This is a genomic window from Methanonatronarchaeum sp. AMET-Sl (assembly GCF_029854155.1).
GTDB lineage: Archaea > Halobacteriota > Methanonatronarchaeia > Methanonatronarchaeales > Methanonatronarchaeaceae > Methanonatronarchaeum.
On the sequence record NZ_CP122958.1, the window covers coordinates 1,148,809 to 1,167,804 of the forward strand.

An 18,996-nucleotide genomic window follows, 5' to 3' on the forward strand; every position below is an offset into this window, starting at 1 on the left:
CCTAGCCACACAATCACCTAAATATCATCCCTACCAATATAATAAGAGTTCCCTTCAACAAAAAACAAAAATGAAAACATTAACCAACCACCTTCAAAACAACCTCCCTATCCCTAGGTCCATCAAGCTCAACCAAAAAAATAGATTGCCAAGACCCAAGCAATAACTCACCACCTTCAAAAGGAATAGCCAAACTAGAATCCAACAACAATCCCCTTAAATGGGAATCAGCATTATCATCAATGCGATCATGAAGCCAGTTCTCAGAACCCACTAAAGAACCTAAAAAAGACTCCATATCACTAATAAGCCCACTTTCATTCTCATTAACAGTTAAACCAGTCGTTGTATGACCCGAAAAAACAACAACCACTCCATCCCCCAAACCAGTAACCACATCCTCAACACGATCAGTAATATCAACAAACTCTGTCCTCATTTCAGTACTAACCTTAAAGCTATAAGCCATAAATAACCACCAACAAAATAATCTAACCAAACATAAATCAAGATAACGACCAAAAACCAGAATAAACCCCAGAAAATGAGAAACATGAACCTAAAAATAACCGGAATAAAACTCCCCATAATAAAAAAAGACGACAACCTCCCAAAAATAATAAAAAACCACATAAAACAACCAAAACAAAAAGACGTCTTAGTAGTAAGCCAAACAATAATATCAAAATCAACAGGACAAACAATCAACCTAAACAATATAAAACCAACAAAAGAAGCAAAAAAAATAGCAGAAAAAACAAACAAAAAACCTGAAATATGCCAACTAATACTAAACCAAAGCAAAATACTAACCCTAGGACCAAACTACATAATCACAAACAAAAATGGATTAATATGCGCAAACGCCCAAATAGACCAATCAAACGCAGGACCAAACAAAGCAATACTACCCCCAAAAAACCCAGAAAAACACGCAAAAAAAATACATAAAGAAACAAAAACACCAACAATAATAACAGACAGCATAGGAAGACCATTCCGAAAAGGAGCTGTAGGAACAGCAATCGCCCAATCAGGAATAAAACCACTCACAGACTATAAAAACCAAAAAGACCTATACCAACAAAAAATGAAAACAACAACCCAATGCATAGCCGATGAACTAGCAAGCGCCGCAAACCTAGTAATGGGCGAATCAAACCAACAAACACCCATCGCCCAAATACGAGGATTCCAACACCACGGAAAACCACTAAAAAAACAAATAAACCGCAAACCAAAAAACACAGCCTTCAAACCAAAAAAACCATACAAAAACGAAAAGATAAAGAGAAATTAAAACAAAACAACAATAGAAATAAAGAGGACCCAACATGGTAGGCAAATTAGGGAAAGCCGTAGCAGTATTAATAGCAGTAGGATTCGTAGGCCTAGGATTCAGCATGGGAATGACCGCAGAACAACCCGATATCCAGATTTCCGGAACACAAATAACCGAAGAAGGAATACAAGTAGACCTAATTAATCAAAACCCAGATGAGCCAGCAGAAATCAAAGTATCCCTAGTTGATTTCCAAGATAACGACAGAGAAATATCTAGTGAGACAATCACTATGAATGAAGAAGAAACCTCAGTCCTAATTCCGTTTGACGGTGAACTTAACCCAAATATACACGCAATCACCCTAGAAATAGATAACAGAGAAGTAGATAGAGATAATGTAGCTAATCTTATGAGATAAAACTTAATAAGAATGCTAAAAAGACTGTGCTCTATATATCTGGCCGTAGAATCATTTTTATTTATTATATTTTATTTTTGATTTTTAGTTCAAATCTGATGGGAGTTGTGAGTTAGAAAAGTAAAACCTTTAAACAATTGTTTATAATAATGTTGATGTAGTTTATTGTAAAAGAATAAATATAAACTTGTTTATAAATAAACTTTAACAGGGCCTTTTTCAATGAGTGGTTTTAATACTGGTATTGATGGAATGGATGTTGAGATCCCTCAAGGGTCTAGTGTTGTTTTCCAAGGACCCCCTTTATCTGGTAAACATATTTTTGCTAAACGATTTTTTTATAAAGGACTGGAAAATGAGGAATCTTCAATATTGATTACTTCAAATGAGAGTGGTAAGAAGGTAGTAGATTGGTTTGATAAAAATGAAATGGCTTTAGATAAACATGAAGAGAGATATGGTATTGTTGACTGTATATCGGAAAGTCAAGAACTTGAAAAAGCAGATTCTAATAAAAATGTCGCTTACGCTTCAAATCCAGGAGACCTTACAGAAATAGGAATCAAGACTTCTGAATATATCCGAGATCTCTATAAAAAAGGTAAAAATGAAAAAATAAGGATATGTATAGATTCTATTTCTATTATGATGATGTATGCAGATACTAGAAATATATTCCGTTTCCTACACACTTTTTCTGGCCGTATAAAATCAATTGATGGAACATTAACTATTCTTTTAGAAGAAGGTAGCCACGACGAAAAAACCTTAAACATAATAAAACAGATTATGGATATTCAAATAAAATCCCGAGAAAACGACGAGCAAAAAGAAATAAGAATATCTGGAAGTGGAATAGAAACCGGATGGAAAAACTACGAAATAACTCCAAAAAACCTCATAATAAAAGACATAAACAAATAATGCTACTGAAAACCTACTAAAACTAAATCCATAGGTTTTCCATCTCCGTTCCATATAAGTTTCTTACTTAATTTAGAAAAATAGATTTATTTTACATTCTTTTTTTAACAATTCTGAAGGTTTAAAAGACCATTAAATACTCTCAGATTTATGAAGAAAAAAATATCAGCCATTTAAACAACTTAATACCGAAAAACGCAAGTGTTATATATATCGAACGACAACTTATAATATAGTTGAGGGCATACTGAGTGCTTCAAAACCATTTCCCCTGAAAAGGGTTAAAAGGTTTTGGAAAAGCCTAACAAACCAAGTCATTCATGGTATGAATGACAAGGAAAGGCGGCGAAAGGAGAACCGAAACAACCTACTACCCATTAAAAAGGTTAAAGGCCAAGTAGTAGACTGCCAAAAGTGGTCTATGAACTCTACTAAGAAAGAGCCATAAAGGTTGTGGAAAACAAATCCCACTCAGGCCCAAATCAACTTATTAATTTTCTTAATTTTTTTAAATTTTAACAATAATATTGTTAAGAATCAACATATTGATTCTAGATTAGATTTCTTTAAAATAGATATCAAATTTTAATTTTTCCACAACTTCTATCGATAATAATTTAATTGCTGTTAAGGAAATTTTTGGTTGGTATATACTTTTTTTTTCAATTTGGGTTTTTTTGGATTTAGGGATAGGTGTTATTGGGTTTTTTTGGTTTTTTTGGTTTTTTTAGGGAAAGAGTATATTTACCTTGATTTTAAAATTGATATTGTGGAGAAATGTTTGTGAATAATTGGTTTGTTTGTAAGTGGTTTTATGGTTAATGTTTTAGCTGCTTTGATGAGTTTGGCTAGGTTTTTCAAGCCTGCTTTGGAGTTAGTTATAGAGTTGATTTCATGGATTTTTTATATAATGATGGCTATGCTTGCTATAGCTAGCTGGATTCTTAAGAAGGCTAGAGAGGGAGAGTTAACAAAAGAGTTGATTAGAAAAATTAAACTGGTTTTGAAGGAGCTTGGCTTCGGGGTTGAAAGAGGTAACTAAATTCTTTATTTCCTTTATTTTATTTTTATATTTTATTTTTGGTATCGGTAGGTTCTGTTTTTAGTTCGTTGTTGGTTTATTGGTTTTTTCGGTTGTTTGGTTTTTTATTTTATTTTGTGTATTTTTTTGAGTTTTTTGGTTGTTTGTTTGGTGGTTTTTGATGTTTTTTGGGTTGTTTGGGATATGGTTTTTGTTTTGTTTGGGTTTTTGTTTAGTAGGGCGTTTATTGTTTGGTTGATTGATTTTTGTAGGGCTTGATGGTTGTATCCACCTTCTAAAGCTATTACGATTGGTTTTCCTGTGTTTTTTGTTTTTTTGGTTAGTTGATAGTATGCGTTTGACGTTAAGTTCATGTTGGCAAGTGGGTCTTTTCGGTGTCCATCGTATCCTGCGGAGATCAGTATTAGTTCAGGGTCGTATTGATTGATTTTAGGGATGATTATTTCGTCCATTATGTAGTTGTAGTCAGGATCTTCCATTTCACTTGGTAGTGGTATGTTTATGTTGTATCCTTCTCCTTGGTTTTTGCCCGTTTCTTTTATATCTCCTGTTCCTGGGAATAGTGGTGTTTGGTGTATTGATATGTAGAGCAATCTGTTGTTTTCGTAGAATATTTTTTGTGTTCCGTTTCCATGGTGGACATCCCAATCTAGAATCAATACTTTGTCTAGTTTTTTTAATGCATGTTCTGCAGCTACAGATATACTGTTGAATATACAGAATCCCATTGATTTATTGGGTAATGCATGGTGTCCTGGGGGTCTTGTTAAGGCGAGTCCATTTTTTTGTTTTTGTATGGCTTCATTAACCAGTTTCTGTAATGCTCCACAGGCGGTTAAGGCGACTTCATATGAACTGGAATCAACGACAGTGTCAGAACCTATACGACCACCCCCAGTTTTACATATCTGTTTTATTTGATTTATGTGGCTGGAGGTATGGACTTTTTTTAAAGTTTTCTCATCGATTTTTTTGGGTTTTATTTTGGTAATTTGTGGCCAGATATTGTTTTCGTCAAAACTCTTTAGAATAGATTTAACTCTACCTGGGTTTTCAGGGTGGTTTTCACCAGTATTGTGTTTAAGGAAACTGGGGTGGTATGCAAGATTTAGATTCAGTTATATTCCCCTTTTTTTTGGTTTATTGTTGTTATGTTTTTTAGTTTGAGTTTATGTCTGGGTCTTTTCGGTGTTTTTCCTGTATTTTGTCAGCCATTTCTTCGATTAGTTTTAAGTCTTTTTGGTTAGGTTTTCCTTTAATTATTTTTGGTTCGATTAGCTCCAGTTTTAGACTGCTTATTGTGTCGGCGATTTGGTCAACTATTTTTGTTCCCCAACCATACGAGCCTATTATTGATGCGTAGTTGGCTTTTGCTCCTAATCCATTGGCTAGATATGCTATATACAATGCTTTTGGGTGGGCTCCGCCTAAAACCGTTGAAGAACCAATGACTATTGTTCCTGAGTCCACGAGTTCCTTAGCTATATCTCCAATATCTGTTTTGGTTATGTGGTATGGTTTAGCTTCGATGTCTCTTTCTATTAATGCGTTTGTTAGGTGTTCAACCAAGATTTCTGTGCTTCCATGCATCGATACATAGGGTATCAATACCTTGTTTTTTAGTTTTTTCGAGGTCCATTCTTCGTAGTAATCTAAGATATTTTCGGGGTTTTCATGTAATGGGCCATGGCTTGGTGCTATTATTTCAATTTCGTTTTCAATTTCCTGGATTTTCTCTAGGTTTTTCCGTGCTCTTGAATTAAACGGCATCATTATTTCGGCATAATACCTTTTTGCAGAATCCTCTAACTCACATTCGTCGTTTAAAAATAGTTGGTCTGTTGCGTAGTGATGGCCCAGGAAGTCACATGTGAAAAGAACTTCTTCCTCTATAGCATGTGTGTATTGGGTGTCGGGCCAATGGACCCATGGTATTAATCCAAACTCTAGTTTTACTCCACCTAGATCTAGTTGGTCTCCATCATCTATGATCTTGAATTTAACATCTTCAAGCGTTAGGTGGTCGGTTAATATATCTCTGGCTTTCTGGTTGGTGACAATTTTACATTCAGGATACTTTTCGATTAATGTTGGTAGGGTTCCTGAATGGTCTTGTTCGCCATGATTTACGATTACGTAATCTAGTTTTTCAATACCGGATTGTCTAAGGTTATCGAAAAGAGTTTCTTTTTTAGATGGATCAACTGTGTCGATTAATGCATTGGCGTTATCGCCTTTAACTAAATACGAGTTATAACTCGTTCCGTTTGGGAGTGGGATGAGTTCATCAAACAACCTACGGTCCCTATCAATAGCTCCAACCCAATCAATCCTACTTGATATTGATTTAACTGTCATTTTAATACATTACTCCATTTTTTCAAACATGTCTTTTCCAACACCACAGTCAGGACAAACCCAATCTTCTGGAAGTTCCTCGAAAGGCGTGCCAGGTTCAACTCCACCTTCAGGATCACCCTCACTAGGGTCATATACATATTCACATACAGTACAGATATATTTAGACATTTTTTGTTCAGACATTTCAAGACACATTCCTTATTATATTGCTATCATTTATGCATTTTATCCTAAAGCAGGCCATAAAAACCCCTTCTCTTTAGTAAGGATGATAGAGCCCAATAGTAAAAATTAAAGGTTTTAACATACCTATAGGTATTTGACAGTTGTTTGAGTGGTATGCCTTTAAAACAAAAAACAATCCCATTGGGTTTTAAGAATATATCTAGAACTTGAGACCGATATCTATAGGTTTTAGGTATATTTAGAAAACATGATAGGGAGTGAGGAAGGGTAGTGGTGTAATGGCAACAGCAGGGAGAATAAGAGTGTAATAAGACACTAAACTTCCTTAGAACCCCCACTATCTTTTAGGGCATGGAGGGTGTCATCACTAAGGTTAAAATAGTTGTAAAATAATCATTGTTCGGATTATTTGGTGATTGTCTTTATGGAATTTGATGTAGCAATAATTGGTGGCGGACCTGCTGGACTTTCTTCAGCAGAGATACTATCGAACTCAGGACTTTCAGTTTGCTTGATAGACAAAGGTAAGGCACCTTTAGAGAGAATAGAATCAAATGATATATTATTCGGTATTGGGGGTGCTGGAGGGCTTTCAGATGGGAAGCTCAACCTAACTCCCGATATTGGTATGGAAATTGAAAACCTAGATATCGGTCGCGGTGAAGCTTCAGACCTAATTGATTATGTTGATAGTGTTTGGGTTAGAAACGGTGTTGAAAAAGAATACTATGGAGAGGGCGATAAAGAAAGGAAACAAAAAGTCAAGGAAATGAAGAGAAAAGCTGCTTCCAAAGGCGTTGAGCTTGTTTACGGACCACAAAAACACATTGGGTCTGACAAAGTTCCTACAGTAATGGACAACATGATGAGAGAGCTGCAAAGCCGGGACGTCAAATTCTTAATAAACACAGAGGTTGAAGAAATCGAGAAAAAAGAAAGCACTGGTAACTTCGTTTTAACCACAGAAGATAAAGAAATAAAGTGCAAACACCTTATTGCAGCACCTGGACGTAGCGGTGCAAACTGGTTCCGAACCCAAGCTAACAAACTAGGCGTAGAAGTTACTTACGGCCCAATTGATGTTGGAGTCAGAGTAGAACTTCCAAAAGAAGTCTATGACCAAATGACCGACGTGATATACGATCCTAAATTTAGGTGGAGAAGCAAAGGCTATGACGACTTAGTAAGAACATTCTGCACAAACCCAGAAGGATATGTCGCAACTGAATACTATGAAGACATGTTATTAGTAAATGGCCACGCTAAAAAAGACTCAAAAACAGAACTAACAAACTTCGCATTACTCGTAAGAATCCATCTAACCGAACCAGTTGAAGATACAAAAGCCTATGGCCGAAAAATAGCTGAATTGGCTAACAAAATAGGTGGAGACCAACCGGTAGCTCAAAGGCTTAAAGACCTACGAGACTGGAGAAGATCCGATCAAGGAAGAATAGACAACCTACCATACAAGCCAACACTCAAGGAATTTACACCCGGCGATATATCTCTAGCGTTACCTCAGAGAATAGTCATGAACATCATTCACGGCCTAGAAACTCTTGGAGAACTTGTTCCAGGAGTCAACCAAGACCACACGTTACTTTACTGTCCAGAAATCAAGTTCTATGACTCAGTATATCCAACAGAAAACTACTTAGAAACAAACCTTGACAAACTAAGAGTGGCTGGAGATGGTGCAGGAAAATCAAGAGGAATCGTTGGTGGAGCAGTTTCTGGAGCAATAGCAGCAATAGGCGTATTAAAAGAAGAGGGAAAAGAAAACTACATACCCCCAGAACTCAAGAAAATATAAAACAACATTAGAACAAAGAAAGAGTTGGTGTGCCGGGCATTATTGCCCGGCCAAAGAAACATTGTTTTTTTGTTTTACGTGCTTTTTATTAACCTTTGTTAAATTAATGTTTACTAAAACGACTATAGTTGATTATTGATAAGTTCAAATTGCTATTAGGGCGACCAGTACAACGAGGAATGCTACCATGATCACAAAGGACACAATACCAGATTTCCTCATTTGTCTACTATTCATCCAAACCACCCCTCAAATAATAATTTGTTTTACACCCTATATATTACTTAGCAATTAGAGGTGGAGAAACCGTTATTTTTAGTTTAAAGCGAGCAAAAAAGCCATTAGTTATTTAATTAAAAGATATTTAATTAAAATAGATTTAGTTCTAGTTTTTTAGGTAGTTTTCTTTAATAAAAAAAATACTTGAATAGATTGAGTTTATTTTTTTCGTGATCTTTATGTTTTTAACTTAAAATATAGTAGTTTTGGGTTTAGTTTGGATTTATTAGTTTTATTTTCTCTGTATTTTTTTTGTTTTTTGTTGTTTTGGTTGGGTTGGGTTTAGTCGAGGAAGTCTTCTAGTGTTACTGGGTCGAATTTTTCTGATAGGGCTTTTCTTACTTCTTCGGGTGTTGTTGCTTCTATTCCGAAGTATTCTGTGAATCCGTCTGTTGTTTGGAGTAGTTTTGTTCTTCCGTATGGTTTTGCGTTTAGGAATCCCATTTCTGTTAGTTTTTTTATGTGTTTGTATGCTTTGTTTCCTCTTATGTCGACGATTTCTGATTGGCTTACTGGTTGTTTGAATGCTATTACTGATAGGGTTCTTAGTACTGGTGTTGATATTTCGATTGGTGCTAGGTTCATTACTTCTTCTGAGTATTTGGGGTTTACTTGCATTACGTATTTTTTGTTTACTGCTTTGATTTCGAGTGCTGTGTCTCTTTCTTTGTATTTTTTTTTGAGTGTTTTTAGGTTTTTTTTGACTTTTTTGGTTGGTATTCCGGTTGTTTTGGAGATTTCTTTGGCGTTTAGAGGGTTTCCGGCTGTGAATAATGCTGCTTCGACTATTTTTTGGTTGTCCATTGGTTTACACCATTTGTTTATTCTGTGTTTTGTTTTTCTTGGGTTTGTTGTTTATCTGGTTTTCTTGGTCTTATTTCGATGTCTTCGGTTATTTTGGTTTGTTTTATCCATATTTTTTTTCTTGATGCTAGGAAGAGGATTGGTATGTATTTTGATATGATTTCTTTGGGTTTTTGGTTGTTGAGTATTTCTTTGAATTTTATTTGTTTTTTGTTTTGTTTTTGGAATTTGGTTTTTAGTATTTTGTGTACTTTTTCTATGTCTTGTTCTATGTCTTCTTCGTGGGCTAGGTTTTTGACTTTTTCTTGTGTTTGTTTTATTTCTTGGTCTTTTTTTTGTTTTCGTTTTTTTCTTTTTTGTTTTGTTTCCATTGCGTTTTCGAATTCGTCTATTAGGTCGATTAGGGTTGCTGAACGACTGGATTCTCTTCTGGCGGGTGCTTCGAGTTCGGGTAGTTCTTGGTATTGGATGTCGTAGAAACATGGGGTCCAGTCATGATCATCGTACATTGGTTCATCTTGTTCTTCTTCGTCGTCGACCAACATCTCGCTTTTTTTTCGGAGTAGTACAGATGAGAATAAGAGTGTGTTTCCGGTTATTCTGAGGTTTTCTCTTTCCATTTTTTCTACTTTGGTTAGGAATTTATCTGCGACTTTTATTACATCTAGGTCCCAGGGGTCTATTTCGCCTTCGTCTACCATTTCTAGTAACATTTCGATTGGTTGGCTTTCTTTCCAACTTTCATCCATTCTTTGTTGTAATCTGTTTTCTATTCTATGTGGGATGGCTTTTTTTTCTTCTTTAGTTGCCATTTAGAACCACCCCTGTTGCTTCGGAGATGCCGTTTTCTTGCATTGTTATTCCGATTGTTTGGTTTGAGGATTCGATTGTTGGTTTTCGGAGTGATACAACTATGAATTGGGCTTTGTTTGATAGTCTTTCTATCATTTTGGCTACTCTTTCGACATTTGCTCCATCTAAGAACATGTCTATTTCGTCGAAGGCGTAGAATGGAGCGGGATCGTATCTCTGGATGGCGAATATAAATGAAAGAGCTGTTAGGCTTTTTTCTCCTCCGGACATGGCGTCAAGTCTTCGAACTGTTTTTCCTTCAGGTATTGCTTCTATTGTGAGGCCGCCATCGAATGGGGAGTCGGGTTCTTCGAGGATTAGTTCGGCTTCTCCTCCTGGTGATAGTTGGCTGAAGACTTCTTGGAAGTTTTTGTTTATTTCATTGAATGTTTTCATGAAGACTTCGGTTTTTCTTTTGTCGTAGGCCTCTATTCTATCTATTATTCCTTCTCTTTCTTCTGTAAGTGTGTTGATTTTTTCTTCTAGGTTTTCTTTTCTTTCTTTGACTTCTTCGTATTCTTCGATTGCTTTCATGTTGACAGGCTCTAGTTTCTCCATTTCGTTTTCTGTTTCATCGATTTCTGTTTCTATTTCTTTTGGGCTGGGTAGGTCTTTTTCTATTTCGAAGTCTTCTAGTTCTTCTTGAACTTCTTCTATTTTTTGTTTTTTTGTTTTTCTTTCTTCTTTTAGTTGCTTTATCTTTGATTCGATTTGTTCTAGGTTTTTTTGAGTAGCTGATTCTTTTTTTTCGAGTCCACTTAGTTTTTCTAATAGTTCGTCTCTCTGGCTACGTAGTTCTTTTAGTTTTTTGTTTATTTCTCTGTCTTGTTGTTCTTTTTTGTCTAATCTGTTCTCTAGTTCTTTTATTTCTTGTTTTTTGTCTTCTATGTCTTTATTTAGTTGTTGTTCTTTTTGTTTGAGTTCTTTTTTCTTTTCTTTTTGTTCTTCTATGTTTCTTTCTGCATATTCTATTTCAAGTTCCTTTTGATTGAGTTTATTTTCAACGTTACCAATTACTTCTCGGAGACGTTCTATTTCTTCTTTTATTCTATCGATTTCATCCATGTATTTAGGTATTTCTGTGTTTTCTACTCTTTCTTCAAGTTCTTGTATGTTCTGTTTTTTCTCTTGTATGGTTTTGTCTAGTTTGTTGATTTTTTCTTCAAGTTCCTTGATCTCTGATTGTTGTTCTTTTTTCTCGTTAACCACTTTTTGTTTCTTCTGTTGTTTTCGTTCTATTTCTTCACTGTATTTCTTTATATCGCTTTGGTTGGTGTCAAGTTTATTCTGTAGTTCCTCGATTTTTCTGTTTTTTTCTTTTATTTTGTTGTTAACTCTGGATAGGCCTTCATCGAGGTTTTGGATTTCTTTTTGTTTTTTGTCGATTTTTTTCTCGATTTTTTTGATCTCTTTTTTCAGGTTTTTTACAGCTTTTTCGTCATCTACGGTGAATTTGAATCTTGATTTCTTTTTTGAGCCACCTGACATAGCTCCTCCTGGGTCTACGAGGTCGCCTTCCAGGGTGACCATTCGCACGCCCCCCATTTTTTGTCTTGCTGCTTCTAGGTCTTTCATGATAACTGTATCTCTAAATACGTACCAGAAGGCTGGCTTGAATTTTTCGTTAAAATCGATGAGGTTTATTGCGAGATCTACAGAGCCGGGGGAGTTTAAAGCTTCTTTTGCTCTGCTTCTTGGAGGCCTGTATTTAATTTTGTTTATCGGTAGGAATGTTGCTCGTCCAAGGTTGTTTCTTTTTAGGTATTTTATACAGTTTTCTGCGTCTTGGTCTGTTTCAACTACGATTGATTGCATTCGTCCTCCTGCGGCTATTTCTAGTGCTGTTGAGTATTTTTCTTGTACTTTACCTAACTCGGATATTGTTCCATACACTCCGTTTAATACACCGTTGGTTTTTGCTTTTAGTATTTCTCGGACGGGTCTTGAGTAACGATTATCGATTTCTTCAGCTGCCTGCATTTTTGCTTCTGCTTTTGCGAGTTTTGTCTGTTTATTTCTTTGTTTTTTTTCAAGGTCTTTTAGTTCTCTTTTTTTGTAGAGTTTGTCTCTTTCTAACTCGCTTTTAGAGTCTTCTATTTTTTTCTTTGATTCGATTAGGTTGGATAGTTTTTTTTCTATCTCTGGTTCTTGTTTTTTTAGTTCTTTTTTCTTTTCCTTGAATTCAGTTATCCGTTTTTCAATTTCGTTAATTTCATCTTCTTTTCGTCTTAATGAATCTAGAACTCTGTCTTTTTGTTTAAAAAGCCTGTTTTTGTTGTTTCTTTTTTCTTCTAATTCTTTTTTTAAGTCTGAGACTTTTTCTTTAACTTTGAATGACTCGTCATCGATTTCCTCAATTTTGTTTTTAAACTCATTTTTTTCTTGTTTTAGGTTTTCAATTTCGTTTTCGATGTTAGATTTCTGGACCGTTAGTTTTTCTTTTTCTTCCTTAAGAGATTCTATTTTTTCGTTAAGGGAGCTTTTTTTTGTATATATCTTTTTTTTCTCTTCTCTTACTTCTTTGATTGATTCCTCCATCATCGATATAGAGTCATGTCCTCTAGAGATTTCTCCTTTGATTTCTTCTATCTCTCTTTTTATCTCTATCTGTTCTTCCTCACCTTTCTGAGATATTTCTTTGTTAAGTTCTTCCAGTTGTTCGTTTAGCTCTCCAATCTGTTTTTTTAAATCAACGAGTTTTGAGGCATACTCATCTTTTTCTTTTTCTTTGTTATCAAGAACTTTTTCAATTCGTTGTATATCCTTCTCAATTTTATCTTTCATTGATGCGATTAAATAGAGATCCAGTTCTTTTTTACGGTCACGAAGATTCTTATATCGAAGTGCGTCTTTTCTTTCATCTTTTACTTCATTAAGCCGGTCTTTAATTTCACTTAATATTATTTCTACTCTATCAATCTCTTGTTTAACTGTATCAAGTTCTTCAAAAGCTTTTTCCTTTTTTTTCTCAAACTCTGAAACTCCAGCAATTTCATCTATAATTCTACGTCTCTCGGTACTCCCAACATCGGTAATTCTAGTCACATCACCCTGCATAACAATATTGTATCCTTCTTCCGAGATACCAGCTTCAGATATAAATTCATGTATCTCAGTAAGCGTCACCGAATTTCCATTTAAATAATAATAACTGTAATAACCTTTCTCAGTTCTCTTAACCTTCCTTTTAATCGAAACAATCTCATCTGAAGTAGGTAATGCACCATCACTGTTATCAAGTTTAAGAGTTACTTCAGCGAAATTAGGGTTCTCACCATTATCTCCCTGAAATATAAGGTCGGTTAAGTTATCAGCACGCAAATCCTTTGTCGTAGATGTACCTAAGACGAAACAAAACGCATCAATTATATTAGATTTACCAGACCCATTAGGCCCGGATATCGCGTTAAAGCCATCTGAAAACGGTATCTTAGTCTTCCTTCCAAACGACTTAAAGTTATTGAGAATGACCTCCTCTACCTTCAAAAAAATCCCTCAACGCTAGTCGATGATAATTATATCATCATTCTCTAACTCACCGTTTCCATCCTCTTCATCAACAGACTCTTCAATAACACCTGTTTCTGGTTTTGCTTTAGATTCTTCAACCGAACTATCTTCAAAGTCTCCACCAGCAGGCCCTTGGAAAACAACACAATCTTCTTCATCTTTCTTCACCGCGTCATTACTACCATCACCATCTCTATGACTATCGGTTGAACAATCAATTATGCCTTCTCCCGAACTTGAGTTAGATCTAACTTCACTTACAGAACTATTGGACTCAATCTCTTGTTTTAAAACATAGTTCTCTTCTTCAAGCTCCTCAATTTCTTGTTTTCTCCTTTCAAGACGGCTCTTTAAAATAGCTATTTTCTTCTCCAGCCTACCAATTAAATCTTCACTAAAATCTCCATTATCTCCAGAAGAATCAAAAATCTCGTTCATACCATCCCCTCCATCACTAACTATCGTCGAAGAACTTATATCTTTTATGGTCAATTACCTCAACTTTTCCTTTAGTAAGAGACTCCACACAAATTCACACTTTTTTTTATCTTAAACCAGGCCATAAAACCCTCTTCTCTTTAGGGAAAAGGATAGTTCACCTCACAGTATAAAAACTATAGATAGAAAAACAGTGAAGTATCCTCCGAATCCTAATAGACATTACTGGTAATTATCTAAAACTCAAAAACTTCTGTGTGACAACACCCTCTCCCTAAAGAGGACGGGACTTACTGCTCTCTCAAACTATCACTCTCTATTAAAAAATCCGGGAAAGTGGTTTCTTAGGGGGTAAAGAGGTTATATTTCGCATTCTGGACATTCTTCCGCTTCTTCTCTCAACTTCTTACCACAGTTTGTACAGTATGGAACTATTATCCCAGTACTCTTTTTTACTTGTTTTTCATTTTCAATGGTTTTTTTTGAACCACATTCTGGACATTCTTCCGCTTCTTCTTTCAACTTTCTACCACATTTCTTACAGTATGGAACAATCATTATTTGACCTCCTAAACCCAAAGATGGGTTTAAGTGGGCTTAACTTCCATCAACCTTAATAGAAAATTGGAACAACAATTTATTTAAGGTTTGCCTTAAAATAGGCATTAAGACCCTTACTCTTTAGAGAGAGGAGCGTTTTACCTTTTAATTTCCCATGTAGGTTTTTCTCGATCTTCAATTGATACTCCGGCTTTCTCCAGTTTGTCCCTAATTTTATCAGCCATTTCGTACTCTCCTTTTTCTCTCAATTCTTCTCGGAGTTCCAGTATTTCATCTAGAATTTCCCCAACCACTTCTTTATTGAAGTCTTCTTCAAACAGGTTCTCTGGTAAAATACCAAAGATATTAAGTATCTCTTCTAGTTTTTCGATAACATAACGAGGGTCACCTGCTTCATATTGGCCTTCATCAAGTTTCCTATTTGCCTCTTTGATAAATTGAAAAACTTTAGACAATGCTTCGGGAGAGTTAAAGTCTTTATCCATTTTTGTTTCAAATTCAACAATAAGATTGTCAACTAAGTCAGATAACTCTCCCTTCGCTCCATCGCTTTCTAACCTATTGAGTCGGTCATAAAAATTCAAAATCTTATCTAATTGTTTCTCTGCCTCCTCAATTTTATCCACAGTATAATCAACTGGAGACCTATAATGAGAACTTAATATCCAAAGCCTCAGCACCTCTGGATCATGTTTATCCAAAGCCTCCCTTACTGTAATAAAGTTCCCTTTACTCTTCGACATCTTCTCACCACCAACATTAAGCAAGCCAGTATGAACCCAATATCTAACCGGGTCAGTTCCACACAACGCTTTACCTTGAGCTATTTCATTTTCATGATGAGGAAAACCCAACTCAATTGCTCCACCATGAATATCGAATTTCTCACCTAGATACTTCGTCGACATAACGGTACATTCAATATGCCATCCAGGAAATCCCTCTCCCCAAGGAGAAGGCCAACTCATCAATTGATCTTCATCTGCTTTTTTCCATAAAGCAAAATCCCTGGGATCCTTTTTCTCACCTGATGCACCAACCCTACCGGACTCTTCTAAATCATCAAACACAATGTTTGAAAGCTCTCCATACTCATCAAGTTTAGAAACATCGAAATAAACAGAACCATTAGATTCATAAGCAAAACCCTTATCAACCAAGTCCTTAACCGCCTCAATCATATCGATTAAATGGCCAGTAGCACGAGGCATTATATCAGGCCGCTTAATCTTAAGTTCATCAACATCCCTTAAATGCTTCCTCATATAATATTCAACAATCTCCATAGGATGGCTCCGTTCACTCTTCGCCCTCTTTTCAACCTTATCTTCACCTTCATCTGTTAGATGACCCACATCTGTAATGTTCTGAATATACTTTACATCAAAACCTTTCCACTCAAAATAACGAACCATCATATCATACGCTACATAAGTCCTCGCATGCCCAAGATGAATATAATCATAATCTGTAGTCCCACAAACATATAAACCAACCTTCCCCTCTTCCAACGGCTCAAAATCCTCTAACTCACCAGACAGAGTATTATAAACTTGAATCGTCATAATTATCACAAACCACAAACACAACCAATATTCATCCTCAAACTCTTTATTTTATACCCTTCAAAACAAAAACACATAACAAGAAAAGAATAACCTAAAAAAACAAAAAAATCTAACAAAACCCAAATAACAACAACCCAAACCAAAATAAAACCCAACATATTTATGTAGAATAGAAACACTACTATATTCGGCTTTTGACAACAAAAAAACAAGACAAATCAACGAAGACAGAGAAACAACAAAAGATACACAAAACCTACTTTAAAAACAAAAACCATTTCAAATTAATAGAGGGCCCATAGCTCAGCTAGGTTAGAGCACTCGGCTCATAACCGGGTTGTCGAGGGTTCGAATCCCTCTGGGCCCACTAAACAGCTACCTTACCCTATTTTTTAGATGAATAAATTCTCTAAAGAAAAAACCTGTTTACTCCTTTTTTCTATAAAAATACAATTCATTATTCAATAGCTTTTCAAATTTAAATCAAGCCATAAAACCACCTTCACCAACAGATTGCAATGGAGAATACCTAGGGGATAGACTCCGAAACAATTAATAAAGAGCTAAGGGCCCAGATACCAATTATTAAATCCCCTGAACATTGGTATTTAGTGGTTGTTTGAGGGGTCTGCTTTAACAGAAAACTGGTTCTATTGATTTCAAAGAACTATCACTATTTTGAATTGATATGGACTGGTGTTAGGTATATTTTAAAACCACGATAAGGAATAGGAAAAACGTAGTACCTGTGAGCAAAAAGGGCTATCGAAGAGAAATAGAGTACATAGTAAATACACTATATCACCCTGAAGTTAACTATCCAGTATTGATTTATTGATTGAAGATATGGTTCGTGGAAAGCAAATACCTCTTGAACAGGATAAAGCCCCCTAAATAAACTCCTCTTCACAGAGAGGGTCTCTTTAGATATTTGTGGTTTGATTTTTTTTATTTTTATTTGAATTTTTTATCTTCGTCTCTGAGTTTTATTGTGTTTCCGCAGTTTGGGCATTCTATTGTTTTGTTGTTGGCTTGGTATGTTATTGAGTATCCACATTTTGGGCATTCTTTTATTATTGTGGTAACCTCCTAGTGTTTTTTCTATTTGTTTGCTTGATATTTTATATATGTGGTTGTGATGAATAAGGAGTGGTTAGTTAATGAGATTGATAGTTTAAAGAATGAGATGAATGCTGTAGTTTTAGCTCATAATTATCAGTCTAGAGATGTTCAGGGTGTTGCTGATTATGTGGGTGATTCTCTTGGTCTTGCACAGAGGTCTAGTGAGACTGATGCTGATTATGTTGTTTTTGCTGGTGTTGATTTTATGGCGGAAACTGCTTCGGTTCTGAATCCTGATAAAAAGGTTCTTTTGCCTTCAAAGGAAGCGGTTTGCCCTATGGCTGGTATGTTGTCGTTAAGAGAGGTTGTTGAAGTTAAGGACCGGTATCCTGGGGCTGCGGTTGTTATGTATGTTAATACGCATGCTGTTGTGAGAGCTGAATCGGATGTTACTTGTACTTCTTCTAATGCGGTTGAGGTTATTAGTGAGTTGGATTGTGATAGGGTTATTTTTGGTCCTGACATGAATTTAGGTTGGTATGTTCAACAGAAGGTTGATAAGGAGGTTATTGTTGTTCCGAGTGATGGTCATTGTTATGTTCATAATGTTTTTAATGAAAAGGAGCTTGAAAAACTGGTTGATAGGTTTTCTGGAGCAGTTGTATTGGTTCATCCTGAATCTAGTCCTGTTATTCAAGAGAAGGCTGATTATTTATTTAGTACGGGTCAGATGATTGATTTTGTTAAAAAATCGAATGAAACTAGATTTATAGTTGGAACTGAGGTTGGCCTCGTTGATCGTTTAAGCCGAATGTTTCCAGATAAAGAGTTTATTCCGCTTTCTGAGAATGCTGTTTGCGAAGAGATGAAGTTTCATAATTTGAAGAGTATCTATAGTTCTCTGGATAAAGAGGAATTTTTAGTTGAAGTTGAAGATGAAATAGCCGAAAAGGTAAGGGTTTCAACTGAAAAAATGTTTGAATTAAGCGGTGAATAACTTTGTTTAGCGATTTAGAAAAGAAAAAACTAAGGATGATGATTAATGAGGATCTCGTTGATGGGGATGTTACAACTGAATCGATAGTGCCTGATGATGTCTTTGGTTATGGTGAAATATTAGCGGATGAATCTGGTTTTGTTGTAGGTTTACCTGAATTTGAATTTATTTTTAATGAACTCGATGTTGAACTGGAATCTGAGTATAGTAATGGAGATAGGGTTGAATCCGGTGAAGTAATTGGTGTTGTTGAGGGTTTTGTTGGGGATATACTTCGGGGTGAGAGAGTTGCTTTGAATATTTTGTGTCATCTAAGCGGTGTTGCAACAGCTACGCGTGAAATGGTTGAGATTGTTAGTGGTGCTGTAAATGGTGTTAAAATAGCTGCAACTAGGAAAACAACACCTTTATTACGAAGTTTTGAAAAAAGGGCTGTTTCTGTAGTTGGTGGGGAACCTCACCGGGAGAATTTAGGAGATTTTGTATTAATTAAAGATAACCATTTGGAGCATGTCGAGTCAATAAAAAAGGCTATTGAATTAGCTCAGAGACATAGTGGTTCGAGAAAAATAGAGATAGAGGTTGAGAGTCAGGAAGATGCAGTTAAGGCTGTTAGAGCTGGCTGTGATATAGTTATGCTTGATAATTTCAAGCCATATGAAGTTTTAGAGGCAGTTAAATATATAGAGAAAACCGGTTTAAGAGATAAAGTATTGATTGAAGTTTCTGGTGGAATCAATCCAAGTAATCTAGATAAATATGCGTCAACCGGAGTGGATATAGTTTCATCCAGTTATATAACTATGAAGGCACCTTCTCTTGACTTAAAAATAGATTTGGTTAAAAAATAGATTTAGTTAGATTTGGTGATATCCGGCTCTTTTTGAATATAA

At 35.5% G+C, this 18,996-nt stretch carries 18 protein-coding genes and 1 tRNA gene; 9 read left to right on the forward strand and 10 right to left on the reverse strand.

The features are described from left to right. Positions 1-79 precede the first annotated feature (79 nt). Entirely contained in the window at positions 80-469 is a 390-nt protein-coding gene (locus QEN48_RS05835; RefSeq protein ID WP_280107965.1) for a secondary thiamine-phosphate synthase enzyme YjbQ, read from the reverse strand. Between the two features lie 84 nt (positions 470-553). Between QEN48_RS05835 and cofE the strand changes: the two genes are divergently transcribed. From cofE to QEN48_RS05860, 5 genes are all read left to right on the forward strand, one after another. Beyond that, on the forward strand, positions 554-1,300 hold the full coding sequence (gene cofE / locus QEN48_RS05840; RefSeq protein WP_280107966.1) for a coenzyme F420-0:L-glutamate ligase: 747 nt from the start codon (positions 554-556) through the stop codon (positions 1,298-1,300). Between the two features lie 34 nt (positions 1,301-1,334). Continuing rightward, the gene (locus QEN48_RS05845) at positions 1,335-1,703 is read left to right on the forward strand and encodes a hypothetical protein (protein ID WP_280107967.1); all 369 of its coding nucleotides are present in this window, start codon (positions 1,335-1,337) and stop codon (positions 1,701-1,703) included. Between the two features lie 222 nt (positions 1,704-1,925). Beyond that, complete coding sequence (locus tag QEN48_RS05850; RefSeq protein ID WP_280107968.1) at positions 1,926-2,627, forward strand: RAD55 family ATPase; 702 nt, start codon at positions 1,926-1,928, stop codon at positions 2,625-2,627. A 325-nt stretch (positions 2,628-2,952) separates the two neighbouring features. Next, positions 2,953-3,075, forward strand: coding sequence for a hypothetical protein (locus QEN48_RS05855; protein ID WP_280107969.1), 123 nt, complete (start codon positions 2,953-2,955; stop codon positions 3,073-3,075). A 366-nt stretch (positions 3,076-3,441) separates the two neighbouring features. Then, positions 3,442-3,669, forward strand: a complete 228-nt coding sequence (locus QEN48_RS05860) for a hypothetical protein (protein WP_280107970.1) — start codon at positions 3,442-3,444, stop codon at positions 3,667-3,669. Between the two features lie 104 nt (positions 3,670-3,773). Here QEN48_RS05860 and QEN48_RS05865 read toward each other — a convergent pair whose 3' ends face one another. From QEN48_RS05865 to rd, 3 genes are read right to left on the reverse strand one after another with little or no spacing between them, the layout of a single operon-like run. Beyond that, positions 3,774-4,787, reverse strand: coding sequence for a histone deacetylase (locus tag QEN48_RS05865; protein WP_280109101.1), 1,014 nt, complete (start codon positions 4,785-4,787; stop codon positions 3,774-3,776). A gap of 40 nt (positions 4,788-4,827) precedes the next feature. Beyond that, complete coding sequence (locus QEN48_RS05870) at positions 4,828-6,027, reverse strand: FprA family A-type flavoprotein (protein ID WP_280107971.1); 1,200 nt, start codon at positions 6,025-6,027, stop codon at positions 4,828-4,830. A gap of 9 nt (positions 6,028-6,036) precedes the next feature. Beyond that, positions 6,037-6,198 carry a rubredoxin gene (gene rd, locus QEN48_RS05875; protein WP_347985133.1) on the reverse strand — a complete coding sequence of 54 codons (162 nt, stop codon included), beginning with the start codon at positions 6,196-6,198 and terminating at the stop codon, positions 6,037-6,039. A gap of 442 nt (positions 6,199-6,640) precedes the next feature. Here rd and QEN48_RS05880 point away from each other — a divergent pair, with 442 nt between their 5' ends. Further along, positions 6,641-8,032, forward strand: a complete 1,392-nt coding sequence (locus tag QEN48_RS05880) for an NAD(P)/FAD-dependent oxidoreductase (RefSeq protein ID WP_280107973.1) — start codon at positions 6,641-6,643, stop codon at positions 8,030-8,032. A 561-nt stretch (positions 8,033-8,593) separates the two neighbouring features. Here the strand turns inward: QEN48_RS05880 and scpB are convergent. From scpB to cysS, 6 genes are all read right to left on the reverse strand, one after another. Next, a complete protein-coding gene (gene scpB / locus QEN48_RS05885) occupies positions 8,594-9,115 on the reverse strand; it encodes an SMC-Scp complex subunit ScpB (protein ID WP_280107974.1) in 522 nt (173 codons plus the stop codon). A 17-nt stretch (positions 9,116-9,132) separates the two neighbouring features. Beyond that, complete coding sequence (locus QEN48_RS05890; protein WP_280107975.1) at positions 9,133-9,927, reverse strand: segregation/condensation protein A; 795 nt, start codon at positions 9,925-9,927, stop codon at positions 9,133-9,135. Further along, the gene (gene smc / locus QEN48_RS05895) at positions 9,917-13,453 is read right to left on the reverse strand and encodes a chromosome segregation protein SMC (RefSeq protein WP_280107976.1); all 3,537 of its coding nucleotides are present in this window, start codon (positions 13,451-13,453) and stop codon (positions 9,917-9,919) included. The genes QEN48_RS05890 and smc overlap by 11 nt, the downstream gene beginning before the upstream one ends. 15 nt (positions 13,454-13,468) lie before the next feature. Further along, positions 13,469-13,969 (reverse strand): hypothetical protein, encoded by a 501-nt coding sequence (locus QEN48_RS05900; RefSeq protein WP_280107977.1) that lies wholly within the window; start codon positions 13,967-13,969, stop codon positions 13,469-13,471. A 306-nt stretch (positions 13,970-14,275) separates the two neighbouring features. After that, positions 14,276-14,473: a zinc-ribbon domain-containing protein gene (locus tag QEN48_RS05905; protein ID WP_280107978.1), complete on the reverse strand. Its 198-nt coding sequence runs from the start codon at positions 14,471-14,473 to the stop codon at positions 14,276-14,278. Positions 14,474-14,613: 140 nt separating this feature from the next. Further along, positions 14,614-16,041 (reverse strand): cysteine--tRNA ligase, encoded by a 1,428-nt coding sequence (cysS, locus tag QEN48_RS05910; RefSeq protein WP_280107979.1) that lies wholly within the window; start codon positions 16,039-16,041, stop codon positions 14,614-14,616. Between the two features lie 295 nt (positions 16,042-16,336). Between cysS and QEN48_RS05915 the strand changes: the two genes are divergently transcribed. From QEN48_RS05915 to nadC, 3 genes are all read left to right on the forward strand, one after another. Continuing rightward, positions 16,337-16,411, forward strand: a tRNA-Ile gene (locus QEN48_RS05915). A gap of 771 nt (positions 16,412-17,182) precedes the next feature. Beyond that, positions 17,183-18,103: a quinolinate synthase NadA gene (gene nadA / locus QEN48_RS05920; protein ID WP_280107980.1), complete on the forward strand. Its 921-nt coding sequence runs from the start codon at positions 17,183-17,185 to the stop codon at positions 18,101-18,103. A 2-nt stretch (positions 18,104-18,105) separates the two neighbouring features. After that, complete coding sequence (gene nadC, locus QEN48_RS05925) at positions 18,106-18,954, forward strand: carboxylating nicotinate-nucleotide diphosphorylase (protein ID WP_280107981.1); 849 nt, start codon at positions 18,106-18,108, stop codon at positions 18,952-18,954. Positions 18,955-18,996: the final 42 nt, after the last annotated feature.